Below are 16,782 nucleotides of genomic sequence, written 5' to 3'. Positions count from 1 at the left end.
TCTGGAGCACTGGAGGAGACGGACATGACCGAACCGGACGCACCGACGGTGCCCGACGCCGGGGCCGGGGGCAGGCACCGCGAGCTGCAGCGACGGGTCGTGCGCGTCCTGGCCGCCGGGCAGGTCCTGGGGGGACTGGGCACCGGCGCCACCCTGAGCCTGGGCGCGCTGCTGATCACCGAGGTGTCCGGCTCCTCGGCCTGGTCGGGGATGGCCGCCACGATGGGCACCTTGGGTGCGGCGGTGCTGGCCGTTCCGCTGGCCCGGTTGGCCCAGGCGCGCGGGCGGCGTACCTCGCTGAGCACCGGGGCCCTGCTGGCCGTGCTGGGCGGGGCGGTCGTGGTCACCGCGGCCGTGCTGGGCAGCCTGTGGCTGGTCCTGGCCGGCATCCTGCTGATGGGCTCGGCCCAAGCGCTGAACTTCCAGGCCCGCTTCGCCGCCACCGACCTGGCGGCCCCGGAGACCCGCGGGCGGGACCTGTCGCTGGTGGTGTGGTCCACCACGATCGGCGCGGTCGCCGGCCCGAACCTGTTCGGACCCGGCGAAGCGGTCGGCCGGGCCCTGGGATTGCCGTCGCTGACCGGTGGGTTCGTCATCTCCGCGATCGCCCAGGTCCTGGGAGCGGTGGTGTTCTGGACCGGGCTGCGGCCCGACCCCCTGCTCACGGCCACGGCGGCCCAGCGCGCCGCCGGTGCGGGCGCCACCAAGGGCGGCCGGCGACCGGCCGGCGGCCTGGCGGTGCTGCGCTCCTCGGCTGCGGCCCGCCGGGCGGTGCTGACGGTGGCGCTGAGCCACGCGGTGATGGTGGCGCTGATGTCGATGACTCCGGTGCACCTGACCGAGCACGGCGCCTCGCTGAGCGTGGTCGGCTTGACCATCAGCCTGCACGTGGCGGGGATGTACGCCCTCTCGCCGGTCTTCGGGGCTCTCACCGACCGCCTCGGTGCGCGCACCGTCGTCCTGCTCGGCCAGGTGCTCTACCTGGGCTCACTGCTGTTTTCGCTGCTGGGCGCGGACGACTCGGTCCTGGTGACGGTGAGCCTGGTCCTGCTCGGCCTGGGCTGGTCGGCCTCGATCGTGGCCGGTTCCACGCTGGTCAGCGCCGCCGTGGGCCCGGCCGAACGACCGCGGCTGCAAGGGGTTTCCGACTCGCTCATGAACTACGCCGGTGCGGCCGGTGGTGCCGTGGCCGGCCCGGTCCTGGCCCGCATCGGGTTCGACGGTCTCGCGGCGAGCCTGCTCGTGCTGGTCCTGGTCATCAGCGCAACCCAGGGCCTGCGGTCTCGGGAGTGAGCGCCACCTCGTCGACGCCCAGCCCTCGGACACGCCCACCCCCGACCGGTGGGTACCCCTAGGGGTACCCACCGGCCGATCGAGGACCGTTCATGCCCGCTCTGCTCCAGCCGTAGGCCCTACGGCCTCCCCTCGACCTTCGGAACCAGGGCTGCTGGTGATCGCCACTGCCCAGCTGATGACCGTGCTCGACGACACCGTCGCCAACGCGGCCCTGCCGAGCATCCAGGCTGATCTGGGCATGTCCCCGGCGGCGCTGCCGTGGGTGATCAACGCCTGCTCCTCGAGGGCCGCACCGGGGACCTGACCGGGCGCCGGCGCGTGCTGCGGGTCGGGCTGGTGGTCCGCACCGTGGCCTCGCTGGCCGGTGGACCGGCGCCGACCAGCGGCTGACGCCGCGGTCGTCCTCACCATCACCGCCGGGCGCCAGCAGGCCGGCACGCCAGCTCGAGCGGACGGCTGACCGGCTCCTTCGAGTGCGTGCTGGCTGCCGTGGCTCTGGCCTGCCACGTCCGCGGCCTCAGCTCCGCCGGCCTGACCCGTAGGCGCTGGAGCCACGTCGAGGGCCAACCGTCCGCCGCGAGGTCGCGCTGGCGATCCCCTCACAGGTGCGACCGCAGACCCTCCAACCAGGAATCGGCGGTGCGGACCTGCTGGGCGAGGCGGTCGCGTCGTGCCTGCGCGACCGTGATGAACGTGCGCAACTCCTGCTTGCGTTCCGCATCGCCAGGAGCGGTGGACAGGTGGTCCAGGACCTCGATGAGGTGGCGCATGTCGTCCAGGGAGAAACCCAGCGGCTTCATCTGCCGGATCAGCAGCAGGCGCTGGACGTCGGTCTCGGTGTAGAGGCGGAAGTTGCCGGCGCTGCGGGTGGGGGTGAGCAGGCCCTCGTCGTCGTAGTGGCGCACCGTGCGGTGCGAGAGCTGGACCCGCTCGGCGACCTCGCCGATCTGCATCAGCCGCCCGGCGTCGTGACCCGGGGTGTCTGCCGTGACCATCGCGGAAGTCAAGCACCCCGCGATGCCGGCGGCCCGTCGGAGGTCCGGTTCACCGGCCTCACGTCGGCCGGTTCGACCCGGGCCCGCTGGTGACCCAGGCGGCGTTCTTCCAGCTCAGCGCCGGGTGCTCGACGAGCAGCCACGAGGCCGTGGCGATCACCGCCGTCACCGCCAGACCCAGCAGGACGAAGGGAACCGCGCTCACCGAGGCGAGTCCGGCAGCGAACAGGAGCTGGGCGATCGGCCAGTGCCAGACGTACGTGCCGTAGGACAGGTCCCAGCGCAGGTGGGGGCGCCACGGGCAGCTCACCACCGCCCACAGGCACAGGTAGGCGAACGCCGGCCCGGCCAGGGCGCGGTGGTCCGGCAGCGCGGACAGCCCGACGACGACCAGGGCCAGGCTCGCCGCGGCCAGCCACCCGCGCACGGGGATCCGGTCGGCGTACAGGTGCCCGGCGGTGCCCAGCAGGAAGACGAAACCCAGCCGCAGCATCAGTTCCGAGCCCAGCGGGTTCCAGCCCGCGGTGGCGGCGATGGTCAGCAGCCACAGGGCCGCCAGCAGGACCAGGACCACCCACCGTTGCCGGCGCAGGATCCCCAGGAGCCCCAGGCCGGCGACGATCCCGTAGCAGCAGGCTTCGAACAACAACGTCCACAACGATCCGTTGACCACGTCCGGGGTGCCGCTGTTCCCGGTCAGGCTGGCGATGCCGAACTGCTGGATCTGCAACAACGCGTTGCGGTGCAGGTAGTCCAGGGCCGAGTCCGGGCCGGTGAACACCGAACTCGCGGCCCGCCCCTCCAGGACCGCCAGCAGCGGGGCGACCACCAGGGCGGTCAGCAGCAGGCAGACCCAGAACCCCGGCAGGATCCGCAGCGCGCGGTGCCACAGGTAGCGGCGCAGGGAGTTCAGCCGCAGGTAGCTGCGCGCGACGAGGAACCCGCTGAGCACGAAGAACGCGTCGACGGCCAGGCTGCCCAGGTCGGTCGAGCCGGTCCGGGGTTGCCGGCCGGTGCCGATCTGCAGGGTGTGCACCACGGCGACCGTGGTGGCCAGCAGCAGGCGCAGCAGGTCCAGGGCGTTGCTGCGCGGGTCGAAGGCCTCGGCCAGTGTTCGCCGGGGTCGTCCCGCCCGGGGGAGAGGAGGAGGCAGCGTGGTCGCTCGGCGGCGCGACGGAACCACCGGCGCAGCAGACGACGCCTCGGCCCGGACGCCGCCGAACTCCGGGGAGTCGCCGGTGGACGGACCGGTGGGCCGGCCGGGGTGGCCGTTCGCGCGACGGCCTGGGGTGGTGCTCACTCGTCCTCATCTCATCGGCCCCGCTGAGGGGGTCGTTGGGGGCCTCACCGGGTGGTGCGTGAGCACCCGGTGGGCGTCGACGGCGATGTTCAGGATCGGAACTCTACCCTTACGTTAGGGTAGAGTTGACAGCAGCGCGAGGCGCTCATCAACCACCCGGACCAGCTCTTCACGAACTCGTCGCAACCAGTTGCAGCCCGTGCTCGCGCCGGCACGGGAACGCTCCGACGGGCTCTGCAGCGCACCGCGGCGAGGGGACGACGTGGTGAGCAGAACGATCCGACGGTGACGCCGCCCGCCCCACCGCTCGCCCGACCACCGGTCGCTGGACGGTTCCCACCCGCCGGCGTCGATGCCCACCCCGCGAATGGAGCACTCCGTGGCGTCCCCAGCCGGCATCCCAGCCGCCACCTCACCCACCGCAGGAACCACCCGCCGCCGCCGGCCGCCCTGGTTGGCGCCGAGGGTGCTGCGCACCGAGGCCCTGGCCGGCCTGGTGGTGGCCCTGGCCCTCATCCCGGAGGCGATCTCGTTCTCCGTCATCGCCGGCGTCGACCCCCGCGTGGGGCTGTTCGCCTCCTTCACGATGGCCGTCTCCATCGCCGTCCTGGGCGGGCGGCCGGCGATGATCTCGGCCGCCACCGGCGCGGTCGCCCTGGTCATCGCCCCGGTGGTGCGCGACCACGGGCTGGACCACCTGCTGGCCACCGTGATCCTCGCCGGGGTCCTGCAGGTGGTGCTGGGTCTGCTGGGCGTGGCCAAGCTGATGCGGTACGTACCGCGCAGCGTCATGGTCGGTTTCGTCAACGCCCTGGCCGTCCTGATCTTCGCCGCGCAGGTCCCGCACCTGCGCGACGTGCCGGGGATCGTCTACCCGATGGTCGCCGCGGGCATCGCGCTCATGGTGTTCTTCCCCCGCCTGACCAGGGCCGTCCCGGCCCCGCTGGTCGCGATCGTCGTGCTCACCGTCGTCACCGTGGCCGCCCACCTGGCCGTCCCGAACGTCGGCGACGAGGGGGAACTGCCCGACAGCCTGCCGTTCCCGCTGCTGCCCGACGTGCCGCTGACCCTGCACACCCTGTCGGTCATCGCCCCCTACGCCCTGGGCATGGCGCTGGTCGGGCTGATGGAGTCGCTGATGACGGCCAAGCTCGTCGACGACGTCACCGACACCCCTTCGCGCAAGGGCAGGGAGGCCTGGGGGCAGGGCGCGGCGAACATCATCACCGGTTTCTCCGGTGGGATGGGGGGCTGCGCGATGATCGGTCAGACGATGATCAACGTGAAGGCCGGGGCCCGCACCCGCACCTCGACGTTCCTGGCCGGGGTCTTCCTGCTGGTCCTGGTCGTGGGACTGGGGGACGTGGTGGCCCGCATCCCGATGGCCGCCCTGGTCGCGGTGATGGTCATGGTGGCGGTCGGCACCTTCGACTGGCACTCGATCCGCCCCGCCACGCTGCGCCGGATGCCCGGGAGCGAGACCGCGGTGATGGTCGCCACCGTCGTCGTGGTGGTGGTCACCGAGAACCTGGCCGTCGGCGTCGTCGTCGGGGTGCTGGCCGCCGCGTTGCTGTTCGCCCGCCGCGTCGCGCACCTGGTCCAGGTCACCAGCGTCCTGGATCCCGCCGGGACCACCCGCGTGTACTCGGTCTCCGGCGCGTTGTTCTTCGCCTCGTCCAACGACCTGGTCACCCGGTTCGACTACCCCGGCGACCCGCACGACGTGGTGATCGACCTGTCCGCCGCGCACGTGTGGGACGCCTCCACCGTGGCGGCGCTGGACGCGGTCGAGACCAAGTACGCCGCCCGGGGCAAGAGAGTGCGCATCACCGGCCTGAACGCCGACAGTTCGGCCCGGCACCAGCGCCTGGCCGGGCACCTCGGCAGCGGCCACTGAGTCGCTGCCCGCCCGGCCCTGACCCCTGACCGGTTGCACGACCACCGCACGGTTCCGCCCCACGCGCGCGTTCGGCGGAACCCGCTGGACTTCCCCTGCTTCCCGGCTGTGGTGAGTTCTGTGCGGACATGTGGTGAGCGACTTCGGCCGGGGGCAACCGGTTCCGTCGTGCTGACCACCGCGCCGGGTTCGGCTCCGCCGGGTTCCAGCCGCAGCGCTTCGGTGCGGCAGCTGCACCCGTCCACCCGGGGAGAACTCGATGACCACCACCACCTCCAGCACCGAGAGCACCCCCGCTGTCGCCCACGGCCTTCCGGGTCCGGCCGGCATCGCGGAACTCGCAGCTCTGCGAACCGTGCTGGAAGGCGCGCGTCGCGAACGGTGGAGGAGGCCGAGGACGCGCCGGCCCGCAGGGACGACGGCAGTTCCGGTCTGTGCGTCCGCTGCCGGAAACCCGTCCCGTGGGCGCGTCTGGAGTTCCTCCCGCACGCCAGTGGCTGCGTTCCCTGCACCCAGCGGGCCGGCGCCGCGAGGTGAGCGGTGCTCACCGCAGCCGGCGCCGCCATCGACCTGGGCACGACACGGACCGTTGTCCAGGTTCCTGACCTCCACACCGCGTTCGAGGAACTGGGCGTCGTCGCCCACGACGACCGGCGGAACCGGTGGCCGCCGGCTGGGACGCGTGGAGGCTCGCCGACCGTCGCGGTCCGAGCGTCGTCCGCCCGGTCCGCGGGGGAGCCGCCGCCGACCGGTCCGCCTCAGTCGACGACGGTGGCGACGTCCTCGTGCCACGCCACCCGGAGCGGACGGTCGTCCGGGGGCTCACCCGGTGCCTGAACGCCTTCGCGGCCACGTGCCGGTGAGTCGCGCGGACGAACCGACGTGATCCCCGGGGAGGCGGAACGGGGACGGCGGCCTCAGACGACGCCGAGGTCGTGCATCGCGTCGGCCACCCGCACGAACCCGGCGCAGTTCGCGCCCAGGACGTAGTCACCCGGACGTCCGTACTCCTCGGCGGCCTCGAAGCACCGGGCGTGGATGTCGCGCATGATCTCCGCGAGCTTCGCCTCGGAACGTTCGAACGTCCAGGAGTCGCGCGAGGCGTTCTGCTGCATCTCCAGGGCCGAGGTCGCCACGCCGCCGGCGTTGGCGGCCTTGCCCGGGCCGAAGGCGGCCCCCGCGGATCGCAGGACCTCCACGGCCGCGGCCGTCGTCGGCATGTTCGCGCCCTCGGCGACCAGGCGGCACCCGTTCCCGACCAGCTCCGCGGCCGCGGCCTCGTCGAGCTCGTTCTGGGTCGCGCACGGCAGCGCGACCTCGCACGGGACGTCCCACACCGAACCGCCGCCCACGTACCGGGCCGAGGGGGAACGTTCGGCGTAGACGCTGAGCCGGGCGCGTTCCACCTCCTTGACCTGCCGCAGGAGGTCGACGTCGATCCCCGACTCGTCGACCACGTAGCCGGCGGAGTCCGAGCAGGCCACCACCCGCGCGCCGTACTGCTGGGCCTTGGCGATGGCGTGCACCGCGACGTTGCCCGAGCCGGAGACCACCACGCGCCGACCGTCCAGGGACCCACCGCGGGCGGCGAGCATCTGCTCGACGAAGAAGATCAGGCCGTACCCGGTGGCCTCCGGACGCACCTGGGCTCCACCCCAGGCCAGGCCCTTGCCGGTGAGGACCCCGGACTCGTACCGGTTGGTGATGCGCTTGTACTGGCCGAACATGTAGCCGATCTCCCGACCGCCGACGCCGATGTCCCCGGCCGGTACGTCGGTGTACTCGCCCAGGTGGCGGTACAGCTCGGTCATGAACGACTGGCAGAACCGCATGACCTCCGCGTCGCTGCGGCCCTTGGGGTCGAAGTCGGCTCCACCCTTGCCGCCGCCGATGGGCATGCCCGTCAGGGCGTTCTTGAAGATCTGCTCGAAGCCGAGGAACTTGACGATGCCGAGGTTGACCGACGGGTGGAAGCGCAGGCCGCCCTTGTACGGGCCCAGCGCCGAGTTGAACTCCACCCGGAACCCGCGGTTGATGTGCACCTGTCCGCGGTCGTCCTGCCACGGGACGCGGAAGATGATCTGGCGCTCGGGTTCGCAGATGCGCTCGATCATCTTCAGGTCGAGGTAGTGCGGGCGCTTGGCCAGCACCGGGGCCAGGGTGCTGAGCACCTCGCGGGTCGCCTGGTGGAACTCGGCCTCACCCGGGTTGCGGCGGGTCACTTCCTCGTGGATGCGATCGATGTCGGCGGCGTGCGTCATGGTCAGTGGGGTGTCCCTCGTCCAGTCGGTCCCGTCCGCGCCTGTGCGAGACGTGGACCGAAGCTACCCGGCTCGAAGCGGCCGGGGCCGACGGGGCTTCGCGGTCCCGCCGGTGTCGGGTGGGCGGTCAGTGGCTGAGGCGACCACGCCCCGACACCAGCGTCGCCGGCAGCAGGCGATCGGCGACCTGGCCCGTCACCACCGAGAAGACCGTCTTGTGCAGCACGTCGACCGCCAGCTCCCGGGCCGGCCACGTCGCCGGCGGCGCGCCCGCGCCCGTGACGTTCTCGACCGTCTGGTCGAACGCCAGGCGCACCACGGTGTGCCAGGCGTCGGCGTGCGCGCCGCGGATGCCGGTGACCGCCCAGACCCCGCGCAACGCCCCGAGGGTGGCCGCGGTGCCGTAGTGCATGACGTGGTTCCACAGCACCGGTGTGGCCGCATCGCCCGGGTCCCGGCCCAGCAGCGCCAGCAGGGCCCGCGCCGGGACGTGGGAGTCCGGGCGGTGCGTCACCGCCTGCTCCAGCTTCTCCCCGAGGCTCATGACGGCCCCGCCGGCCAGCCCCGCGACGGCTCCCACGCCGGCCGCCCGCAGCACCGCGACGGGCCGGCGGGACCGGCCGCTGCCCGCCGGCCGGGAGGAGTTCTTCGCGCTCGTCATGGTCCTACCGATCTCCGGGGTGTCGTTCCGGTGTCGTTCCAGGTGGTGTCGTTCCAGGTGGCGTCGTCCAGGTGGCGTCGTCCAGGTGGCGTCGTCCAGGTGGCGTCGTCCAGGTGGCGTCGTCCAGGTGCGGGGTCGGGTGGAGGAGTACCTACCCCGTGGAGGTGACCTCCACCCCTCGGCCGGACCACGAGGCTGCTCGCGTCAGCTCCGGGCGGGTCCGGTCGTCCGGCGCACCACCAGGTGCGGTTCGAGGACGACGTCGGCCGCCTCCCCCTCGGCCTCCCCGCGCAGGCGCTCGGTGGCCAGCCGCACCGCGCACCGCGCCTGTTCGGCCGGCTGCTGGCTCACCGAGGTGAGCTGGACGTGCCCGAGTTCGGCCAGCGAGCTGTCGTCGTACCCGGCGATGGAGACCTGCTGCGGCACCGCGACCCCCTCCCGCAGCAGGACGTCGAGGAACCCCACGGCGATCCGGTCGTTCGCGGCGGCCACGGCGGAGCCCTGCCAGCCGCTGTCCAGGACCCGGCGGGCGGCGTCGACCCCGCCCCGTTCGTCGAACCGGGCGTCGACGACGTGGGTGCGCAGGCCGTGCCGGGCCGCCGCCCGCTCGAAGCCCAGCCGGCGCTCGGCGGAGATGGCCCCGGAGCCGCCGGTGACGTGGAGCACGTCGCGGTGGCCCAGGGCGGCGAGGTGGTCCACCACGGCGGCCATGCCCTCCTCGTCGGAGACGCGGACGACGTCGGGGCCACGGCGGCCGCCGGTGCCGCCCGCCCCGGCGGGCAGGCGGCGGCCGAGGACGACGGTCGGGCACTGGGCGTCGAGCTCTGCGAGGTCCGCTGCGGACATCTCGGGACCGGCCAGCACCAGCGACTCGCAGCGGGAGTCCAGCAGGGTCTCGGTCGCGGCCCGCTCCCCGCGCGACCGGGTCACGGCGGCCAGGACGACGTCGTAGCCCGCCTCCTCGGCCGCGACGTGCAGCTCCTCGGCGAGCTCGGCGTGGAAGGGGTTCCGCACGGCCAGCACGACCCCCAGCAGGCCGGTGCGGCGCAGGGCCAGGGAGGCCGCGGCGCGATCCGCGCGGTAGCCCAGGTCCGCGGCGGCGCGGCGCACCCGCGCGGTCGTCTCGGCGCTCGGGCCGGGAGCACCGCGCAGCGCCAGGGACACCATGCCCTTGGACACCCCCGCCAGGGCGGCCACGTCCTTGATCGTCGGACGAGTGCTGCGGGGAGTCCCGCCCCGTTCCATCCACACCCTCTCGATCGGCGGGCCGCGCTGCGGACGTCCTCACGGACACGCGCGGTGGCCGTGCGCAACTCTAGGACCGCCCTGCCCGCACCGCAGGCGGCAGCCCGGGCGCCGGGGCCACGTCCTGCCCGCTTCGTGGTGTCGCCGACGCGTCGTGCGGGTAGGGGAGGGACGAACTCGTCGGGTCCGGGACGAGCACGCTGCACGAGACGAACGAGAGGGAGGACCCGTGATGTCCGAACTGCCCGACGCGAAGACCCTGACCGACCTGGTGGCGCTGACCGACACCGGTGAGCGGCTCGGGCTGGTCGTCGACGCCTACCCGCGCAGGTCCGCGACACCGAGGTGGGTGTGGGTCAGGACCGGGATCGCGGAGACCGACGTGTCGGTCGTCCCGGTGGGAGCCGACTCCGGCCACGGGTCGCTCGTCGTGCCCTTCACGGCGGAGCAGGTGGAGCAGGCCCCGCGCCACCCCGCGGGGACGGACCTGTCGGCCGCGGACGAGCGCGGTCTGCGCGAGCACTACCTGAGGGCAGGCGCCGACCTCGGGATCGACCTGCCCGGGCTCGCCGCCGGACCGGGGGAGGACGACCTCCCGGACACCGAGCCCGCCGAGCCCGCCGAGCCCGCGACGACCGGGTCAGGGGTGGCCGACGGGGTGGCCGCCGGCTCCGAGGAGACCTCCGGCACGCTCCCGCCCGTGGTGGACGCCCCCGCCGGGCAGCCCACTGCCGCGCCGCAATCCGCGCCGCAGTCCGCGCCGCAGTCCGCGCGTGGAGCCGGCAGTGCCGGTGGGCACGCCGTGCCGTCGCCGGGTCCGGCGTCGACCGGTGAACGGAAGCGGTCCCTCCTGGGCGTCGTCACCGACGCGGTCCGCTCCCTCGTCCGGAGGCGTCGCGGGTGAACGGCCGGGGCGGGGTGGGCCCGTCGTCGGCCCGCCCCGCCCCGCACCTCAGACCGGCGGCTCGATCCCCGCGGTGCTCTCCCGCACGACCAGCCGGTGCGGCACGACGATCCGTTGGGCCGCAGCCGTGCTGCGCCGGTCGATGCGGTCGGCCAGGCACATCAGCGCCCGCTCGGCGATCTGCTGCTTGTCCGGCGACACCGTGGTCAGCGAGGGGGTCGCGTACCGGCCGTCCTCGATGTCGTCGAACCCGGCGACGGCGAGGTCCTCGGGAACCCGCCGGCCGCTGCGCAGTGCGGCGCGCTGGGCTCCCAGGGCGAGCCCGTCGCTGAAGCAGAACACCGCGTCCGGAGGCTGCGGCGCGGCGAGCAGGGTCTGCACGGCCTGCGCGCCCTGGGCGCGGTGCAGCGCCTCGACGGGGACCTCCAGGGTGGCCTCGTGCGGCAGGCCGGCGTCGGTCAGGGCCTGGCGGTAGCCCAGGAGTCGTTGCGCCGCGGTGCCGTTGGACAGGTGCGGTTGCAGGCCGACGGCGGCGATGCGGCGGCGGCCCAGCGCGATGAGGTGGGACGTGACGGCGTGCGCGGCGGCGACGTTGTCCACGGTCACGTGGTCGGCCACCCCGGCCGGGTCCCGTTCGCCCAGCACGACCAGCGGCAGCCGGCCGGCGTGCTCGGACAGTTCCTCCGGCGGAAGCGCCCACGGGCTGACGACCAGCCCGTCGATCATGCGGCTGCCGCTGCCCTCCAGCAGGCGGCGCTCGCCGTCGACGGTGCCGCCGGACTCGTTGACCAGGACCGTCCAGGCGCGGTCGGCGGCCGTCCGGACGACCAGGCCCGCCAGCTCGGCGAAGTAGGCGGAGGTCAGTTCCGGCACGACCAGGCCGATGACGCCCGTGCGCCCGCCGCGCAGGTGACGGGCGGCCAGGTTGGGCCGGTAGCCCAGCTCGTCGAGGACCTGCTGTACGCGGGCGCGGGTGGCGGGAGCAACCGGTCCGGCACCGCTGACGACGTTGGAGACCGTCCGCACCGAGACCCCGGCCTTCGCCGCGACGTCGCGCAGGTTCGCCGCCACGCGCACTCCTTCCGCCCGAGCCTGTCCTCGCTGCGCCCGATCGTGCCACGAGCCGTCCGCGAGCCGGGCTTGCCACCTCGCATGCCACGTTGCAACATGGGGTGTCCCAGCAACTCGACGAAGAGGTTGACCTGATGACCACGACCGCAGGAACGACGGCCACGACCGGCGCGAACGCCGCCGAGCCCACCACCGAGGAGCTCGTCTCCACGATCTACCGGGACGGCATCGTCGCCAGCAAGGGCGCGTTCAGCGTCGAGTGGGCCGACCGGCTCCGCGAGGACATCGAGACGGCCTTCGAGGAGGCCCGCTCCCGTCCGGACGGCGCGGTGGGCCGCGGCCCCAACCGCTACTACGTGGAGATCCACCCCGAGCAGATGCGCGGGTTCGTCGACCTCGTCGACCACCCGTGGGTGCGCCAGGTGTGCACCGGAGTCCTCGGCGAGGACTACGAGATCGTCGAACTCGGTTTCGACATCCCCTTCGCCGGCGCCGTCAACCAGCCCTGGCACCGCGACTTCCCCGCCCCCGAGGAGACCCGGCGCGACCGGCGCCTGACGTCCCTGGCCTTCAACCTCACCGCGGTCGACACCGAGGAGGACATGGGTCCGTTCGAGGTCGCCCCCGGCACCCAGTTCGACGACGGGGCCGGGTTCAAGCACGAGATGTTCCCCGACAAGTCCGCCTACGGGCGCTACGAGGAGCTGGCGGTGCGCAAGTACCCGAAGCGCGGTGACATCTCGGCCCGCTCGGCCCTGACGATCCACCGCGGGACGAAGAACTTCTCGGACAAACCCCGCCCCGTCCTGGTCCTGGGTGTGGACGCTCCCGGCGCCGGCAACGCCGAGCACCACGACATGGCCGTCACGAAGCGGTACTGGGAGCAGCTGCCCGAGCGGGTCCGCGCCCACCTGACGTGCCCGGTGGTGGACGAACTCACGCCCATCGCGCAGAAGCACACCATCGAGGGCCTCGTCATGGGTGAGGCGTGAGCGGTTCTCCCGCCCCGACCTCGGGACACCCCCGGCTCGTCCACGCCGTCGCCGCCACCTCCGCCCTGGGCGGTCTGCTGTTCGGCTACGACACCGGGATCATCTCCAGCGCACTGCTGTTCCTGAGCCGCGACTTCGACCTGTCCTCGCGCGAACAGGAGTTCGTGGTGAGCGCCATCCTCGTCGGCGCCATGGTCGGCGCCCTCGGCGGTGGTGCGCTGTCCAACCGGTTCGGACGACGGCGCATCGTCATGGCCGTCGCCGTGGTGTTCGGTGCCGGTGCCCTCGCGGCGGCGCTGGCCCCGGACACCGCGTCGCTGATCGCCGCCCGGTTCGTCCTGGGGCTGTCGGTCGGCGGCGCGTCGGCCATGGTGCCCGTGTACATCGCCGAGATGTCGCCGCCGGGGATCCGCGGGCGGCTGATGGTGCTGTTCCAGCTCATGGTGGCGATCGGGCAGCTGGCGGCCTACGTCTGCGGTTACCTGCTCGCCGGAACCGGCGGGTGGCGGTGGATGTTCGCGCTGGCCGCGATCCCCGCGCTCGTCCTGGTCGTCGGGATGACGAGGTTGCCCGAGAGCCCCCGCTGGCTCGTGGAGGCCGGGCGGGTCGAGCAGGCGCGCGCCGTGCTCGCCCGGTTGCGCCGGCCCGAGGACGACGTCGACCGCGAGATCGCGGACATCCACGCGTTGCAGGACCGGATCCCGAGCAACCCCTGGCGCGAACTGCGCCGGGGCTGGATCCGCCCGGCGCTGGTGGCTGCGCTCGGCATCGCGATGTTCTCCCAGCTGACCGGGATCAACGCGGTCGTCTACTACGCCCCGACGGTGCTGACCGACGCCGGTTTCGGCGACTCCGTGGCGCTGCTGACCGGCATCGGGATCGGCGTCATGCTCGTGGCGGCCGGGATCGCGGGCACGCTGCTGGTGGACCGCATCGGCCGGCGTCGCATCCTGCTGCTGCTCATGCCCGGTTCCGCGCTGGCGATGGGAGTTCTCGCGCTCTCCTTCCTGCCGGAGCAGACGTCGGTGACCCAGCAGTGGGTGATCGTCGCGGCCCTGTTCGCCTACATCGGCCTCAACGGCGTCAGCATGCAGTCGGTCGTGTGGCTGCTGGGCCCGGAGATCCTGCCGCTGGCGGTGCGCGGGCCGGCGACCAGCCTGGCGGCGCTGACCCTGTGGGGTTTCGACCTGCTCATCGCCGTCACCGCGCTCACCGCGGTGAACAGCATCGGCCGGACGGCCACGTTCGGGATCTACGCGCTCATGAACGTCGCCTGCATCGTGTTCGTGGCCCGCTACGTGCCCGAACCCAAGGGTCGCAGCCTCGAGCAGATCGAGCAGGCGCTGCGGCGTCCGGGACGGTTCGTCCGCGAACTCGAGGAGCTCGACCGGGACGACCACCCGGTCACCGCCCGCTGATCCACCTCAGGTGGTGCGTCCTCCTCCTCCAGGAGGAGGGGGACGCACCCCGATCTCGTCCTCGAGCAGGTTCTGACGCCCGGCGGGCGTTCGTAGCGTCGATCTCGTCGGGCGCGCGGTGCCGCCCGGCGCCCGACACGAGGAGGACGCATGATCACGGCGGAGGCGCTGACCAAGCGCTACGGGACCACGACGGCCGTGGACGGGTTGTCGTTCACCGCGCGGCCCGGAACGGTCACGGGGTTCCTGGGCCCGAACGGCGCCGGGAAGTCCACCACCATGAGGATGGTCCTCGGGCTGGAACGTCCGACGTCCGGAACCGTGACGGTCGACGGTCAGCGCTACGCCGACCTGCCCGCACCGCTGCGCACCGTCGGCGCGATGCTCGACGCCCGCTCGGTGCATCCGGGCCGCACCGCCTTCCGCCACCTGCTGGCCCTGGCCCGTACCCACGGGATCCCGAGGTCGCGGGTGGACGAGGTCATCGGGCTGACCGGACTGGAGTCGGTGGCCGGCAAGCGGGTCAAGGGCTTCTCCCTCGGGATGGGCCAGCGACTGGGGATCGCGGGTGCGCTCCTGGGGGATCCGGCGACGTTGATGCTCGACGAGCCGGTCAACGGTCTGGACCCCGACGGGGTGCTGTGGGTGCGTGGGTTGGTGCGGAACCTGGCCGCCGAGGGCCGCACGGTGTTCCTGTCCTCCCACCTCATGCACGAACTGGCGCTGTGCGCGGACCGGGTCGTCGTCATCGGCCGCGGTCGGTTGCTGGCCGACGCCTCGATCCAGGAGGTCCTGGAGCGGTCCGAAGGCGCGGGGCGGGTGCGCGTGCGGACCGTCGAACCCGACGTCCTGGCGCAGGCGCTGGTGCACCGGGGGGCCGACGTCGTCGCGCAGCAGGACGGTGTCCTGCACGTGCGGGGGGTCCCGGTCGAGGAGGTGGGGGCTGTCGCCGGCCGGGCCGGGGTGACCGTCCTGGAACTCGCCGCCGAGGTCGGTTCCCTGGAGGCGGCCTACCTCGAACTCACGAGCGGTTCCGTGCAGTACCACGCAGGAGGTTCCCGGTGAACGCCTCCTCGAGCTCCTCCGTGCGTCACACGCCCACGACGCGTTCGGGTCCGTCCTTCGGGCGGGTGCTCGCCGCGGAGTGGACGAAACTCCTGGGCCTGCGGTCCTCGGTCGCGATCGGCGTGGCCACGGTGGTGGTGACCGGGGTCCTGACCCACCTGTTCGCCGGCGCCGCATCGGGCGACCCCGGTTTCGTTCCCACCCGCAACCTCACCGATGCCCTGCCGTTGGCCTTCCTCGGCCCGCTGGTCCTGGGGGTGCTCGTCGGGACCGGTGAGTTCAGCACGGGCAGCTTCCGCTCGACGTTCGCCGCGGTGCCGCGGCGGGTGCCGGTGCTGGCCGCGCAGGCCCTGGTCACGGCCGGGTTCGTGCTCGGGGTCGCGGTGCTGACCGTCGGCGCGGCGGTGCTGGGGATCCTGCCCGCTGCGGCATCGCGGGACGTGACTCCCGACCTGGCCGGTGCAGGGGTCCCGCAGATCCTCCTGGGTTCGGTGGGCCACCTCGTGGGTACGGCACTGCTGGGACTGGCGATCGGGGTGCTGCTGCGCCGTCCGGTGCCCGCGCTGGTCACCGCGTTCGTCGTCGTGGTGATCGCCCCCGTCGTGCTGTCCCTCGCGGTGGACCTGGCCACCGGCCCGCCGCTGGAGGCATCGGCGCAGGGAACCACGCCTCCCGGGACGGCGGTGGTGAACACGGTGGAGACCTTCACCCCTGTCGGTGCCGGTGGGGTGCTGACGACGCCGGGCGGTGGCGGGCTCGACGGGGCCCCCGACCTGGGGATGCCGGGAGCCGCGCTGGTCCTGGCCGCGTGGGTGACGGTTCCGCTGGCCGTGGCCGCGTACCGGTTGCGTCGTCGTGACCTCGCCTGAGGTCGGGGTGGCGCAGCGGAACGCGGTGACCCTGCCGCGTGTGCTGCACGCGGAGTGGACGAAGCTGGCGAGCCTGACCTCGACCACGTGGCTCGTCGTCGGCACGGTCGTCGCGGCGGTCGCGCTGGCGTTCGGTCTGAGTCTGTTCACCGGGCCCGGGGACGTGGTGACCGCCTCGTCCCTGGTCTCCTCCGGGAGTCTGCTCGCCCAGCTGGGGGTGCTCGTCCTGGGCGTGCTGGTCGGGGCGGGGGACTTCTCCACCGGGACGTCCCTCACGACGTTCGCGGCGGTGCCCCGCCGCCTGCCGGTGCTCGTGGCGCAGGTCCTCGTGACCGCGGCCGTGGCGCTGGTCACCGGGTCGGCAGCCTTCGTGGCGTCGGTCCTGGTGACCACGGGAGCCCGAGGGGACGCGGGCCTGTCGTGGGACGTCTCGGACCCCGGGACCTCGCGCGTCGCTGCGGGGTACGTGCTGTTCCTGACGGGTGTCGCGGTGCTCGGGGTCGGCTCCGGGGCGCTGCTGCGCCGGCCGACGGCCGCGCTGACCACCGGTGTGGTGGTGTTCGTGGTGGTCGACCGGGTGCTGGCCGCCAACCCCGGAGCGGTCACCGACACGGTCCGGGCGCTGCTGCCGGGCAGCGGCACCCGCATGTTCGCCGACGATCCCCAGCTCGCCGCGCTGGCCGCTGGGCCGGGTCCCGACCTCGGGGCGTGGGGTGGTGGGCTGGTCCTGGGCGGCTGGTGCGCCGTGGTGGTCCTCCTCGCCGGGTACCGGCTCGTCCGCCGTGACCTCACGTGAGCCTGCCGCCGC

The 16,782-nt window shown here is 73.4% G+C and carries 16 protein-coding genes; 10 read left to right on the top strand and 6 right to left on the bottom strand.

What is annotated here, in order from left to right; genetic code table 11:
- Nucleotides 1–24: 24 nt before the first annotated feature.
- The 3 genes from ACRYR2_RS04805 to ACRYR2_RS04795 all read left to right on the top strand — a co-directional run bounded on the left by ACRYR2_RS04805 (nucleotide 25) and on the right by ACRYR2_RS04795 (nucleotide 1,686).
- Nucleotides 25–1,293, top strand: a complete 1,269-nt coding sequence (locus ACRYR2_RS04805) for an MFS transporter (protein ID WP_432561694.1) — start codon at nucleotides 25–27, stop codon at nucleotides 1,291–1,293.
- Nucleotides 1,294–1,450: 157 nt separating this feature from the next.
- The gene (locus ACRYR2_RS04800) at nucleotides 1,451–1,600 is read left to right on the top strand and encodes a hypothetical protein (protein WP_432561693.1); all 150 of its coding nucleotides are present in this window, start codon (nucleotides 1,451–1,453) and stop codon (nucleotides 1,598–1,600) included.
- Nucleotides 1,555–1,686 carry a hypothetical protein gene (locus tag ACRYR2_RS04795; protein ID WP_432561692.1) on the top strand — a complete coding sequence of 44 codons (132 nt, stop codon included), beginning with the start codon at nucleotides 1,555–1,557 and terminating at the stop codon, nucleotides 1,684–1,686. The genes ACRYR2_RS04800 and ACRYR2_RS04795 overlap by 46 nt, the downstream gene beginning before the upstream one ends.
- Before the next feature lie 209 nt (nucleotides 1,687–1,895).
- Here the strand turns inward: ACRYR2_RS04795 and ACRYR2_RS04790 are convergent, their stop codons facing one another.
- A complete protein-coding gene (locus ACRYR2_RS04790; RefSeq protein ID WP_432561691.1) occupies nucleotides 1,896–2,291 on the bottom strand; it encodes a MerR family transcriptional regulator in 396 nt (131 codons plus the stop codon).
- A gap of 58 nt (nucleotides 2,292–2,349) precedes the next feature.
- Nucleotides 2,350–3,591, bottom strand: coding sequence for an acyltransferase family protein (locus ACRYR2_RS04785; protein WP_432561690.1), 1,242 nt, complete (start codon nucleotides 3,589–3,591; stop codon nucleotides 2,350–2,352).
- Between the two features lie 379 nt (nucleotides 3,592–3,970).
- On the opposite strand from ACRYR2_RS04785, the gene ACRYR2_RS04780 reads away from it, so the two are divergent.
- Nucleotides 3,971–5,488, top strand: coding sequence for a SulP family inorganic anion transporter (locus ACRYR2_RS04780; RefSeq protein ID WP_432561689.1), 1,518 nt, complete (start codon nucleotides 3,971–3,973; stop codon nucleotides 5,486–5,488).
- A 917-nt stretch (nucleotides 5,489–6,405) separates the two neighbouring features.
- Here the strand turns inward: ACRYR2_RS04780 and gdhA are convergent.
- From gdhA to ACRYR2_RS04765, 3 genes are all read right to left on the bottom strand, one after another.
- Nucleotides 6,406–7,749 carry an NADP-specific glutamate dehydrogenase gene (gene gdhA / locus ACRYR2_RS04775; RefSeq protein ID WP_432561688.1) on the bottom strand — a complete coding sequence of 448 codons (1,344 nt, stop codon included), beginning with the start codon at nucleotides 7,747–7,749 and terminating at the stop codon, nucleotides 6,406–6,408.
- A 127-nt stretch (nucleotides 7,750–7,876) separates the two neighbouring features.
- On the bottom strand, nucleotides 7,877–8,410 hold the full coding sequence (locus ACRYR2_RS04770) for a hypothetical protein (protein WP_432561687.1): 534 nt from the start codon (nucleotides 8,408–8,410) through the stop codon (nucleotides 7,877–7,879).
- 204 nt (nucleotides 8,411–8,614) lie between these two features.
- Nucleotides 8,615–9,607 carry a LacI family DNA-binding transcriptional regulator gene (locus tag ACRYR2_RS04765; protein WP_432561686.1) on the bottom strand — a complete coding sequence of 331 codons (993 nt, stop codon included), beginning with the start codon at nucleotides 9,605–9,607 and terminating at the stop codon, nucleotides 8,615–8,617.
- Nucleotides 9,608–9,887: 280 nt separating this feature from the next.
- Here ACRYR2_RS04765 and ACRYR2_RS04760 point away from each other — a divergent pair, with 280 nt between their 5' ends.
- Nucleotides 9,888–10,559, top strand: coding sequence for a hypothetical protein (locus tag ACRYR2_RS04760; protein WP_432561685.1), 672 nt, complete (start codon nucleotides 9,888–9,890; stop codon nucleotides 10,557–10,559).
- Between the two features lie 48 nt (nucleotides 10,560–10,607).
- Here the strand turns inward: ACRYR2_RS04760 and ACRYR2_RS04755 are convergent, their stop codons facing one another.
- Nucleotides 10,608–11,630 (bottom strand): LacI family DNA-binding transcriptional regulator, encoded by a 1,023-nt coding sequence (locus ACRYR2_RS04755; RefSeq protein ID WP_432561684.1) that lies wholly within the window; start codon nucleotides 11,628–11,630, stop codon nucleotides 10,608–10,610.
- Between the two features lie 134 nt (nucleotides 11,631–11,764).
- On the opposite strand from ACRYR2_RS04755, the gene ACRYR2_RS04750 reads away from it, so the two are divergent.
- From ACRYR2_RS04750 to ACRYR2_RS04730, 5 genes are all read left to right on the top strand, one after another.
- Nucleotides 11,765–12,622 carry a phytanoyl-CoA dioxygenase family protein gene (locus tag ACRYR2_RS04750; RefSeq protein ID WP_432561683.1) on the top strand — a complete coding sequence of 286 codons (858 nt, stop codon included), beginning with the start codon at nucleotides 11,765–11,767 and terminating at the stop codon, nucleotides 12,620–12,622.
- On the top strand, nucleotides 12,619–14,040 hold the full coding sequence (locus ACRYR2_RS04745; RefSeq protein WP_432561682.1) for a sugar porter family MFS transporter: 1,422 nt from the start codon (nucleotides 12,619–12,621) through the stop codon (nucleotides 14,038–14,040). Before ACRYR2_RS04750 ends, ACRYR2_RS04745 begins: the two co-directional genes overlap by 4 nt.
- Nucleotides 14,041–14,190: 150 nt before the next feature.
- Nucleotides 14,191–15,105 carry an ATP-binding cassette domain-containing protein gene (locus ACRYR2_RS04740; protein WP_432561681.1) on the top strand — a complete coding sequence of 305 codons (915 nt, stop codon included), beginning with the start codon at nucleotides 14,191–14,193 and terminating at the stop codon, nucleotides 15,103–15,105.
- Complete coding sequence (locus tag ACRYR2_RS04735) at nucleotides 15,102–15,974, top strand: ABC-2 transporter permease (protein ID WP_432561680.1); 873 nt, start codon at nucleotides 15,102–15,104, stop codon at nucleotides 15,972–15,974. The genes ACRYR2_RS04740 and ACRYR2_RS04735 overlap by 4 nt, the downstream gene beginning before the upstream one ends.
- Nucleotides 15,961–16,770 (top strand): hypothetical protein, encoded by an 810-nt coding sequence (locus ACRYR2_RS04730; protein WP_432561679.1) that lies wholly within the window; start codon nucleotides 15,961–15,963, stop codon nucleotides 16,768–16,770. The genes ACRYR2_RS04735 and ACRYR2_RS04730 overlap by 14 nt, the downstream gene beginning before the upstream one ends.
- Nucleotides 16,771–16,782: the final 12 nt, after the last annotated feature.

The organism is Kineococcus deserti, from assembly GCF_050871945.1.
GTDB lineage: Bacteria > Actinomycetota > Actinomycetes > Actinomycetales > Kineococcaceae > Kineococcus.
Note: the sequence above shows the minus strand (reverse complement) of the source record. Positions and strands in the feature narration are given on the sequence as shown.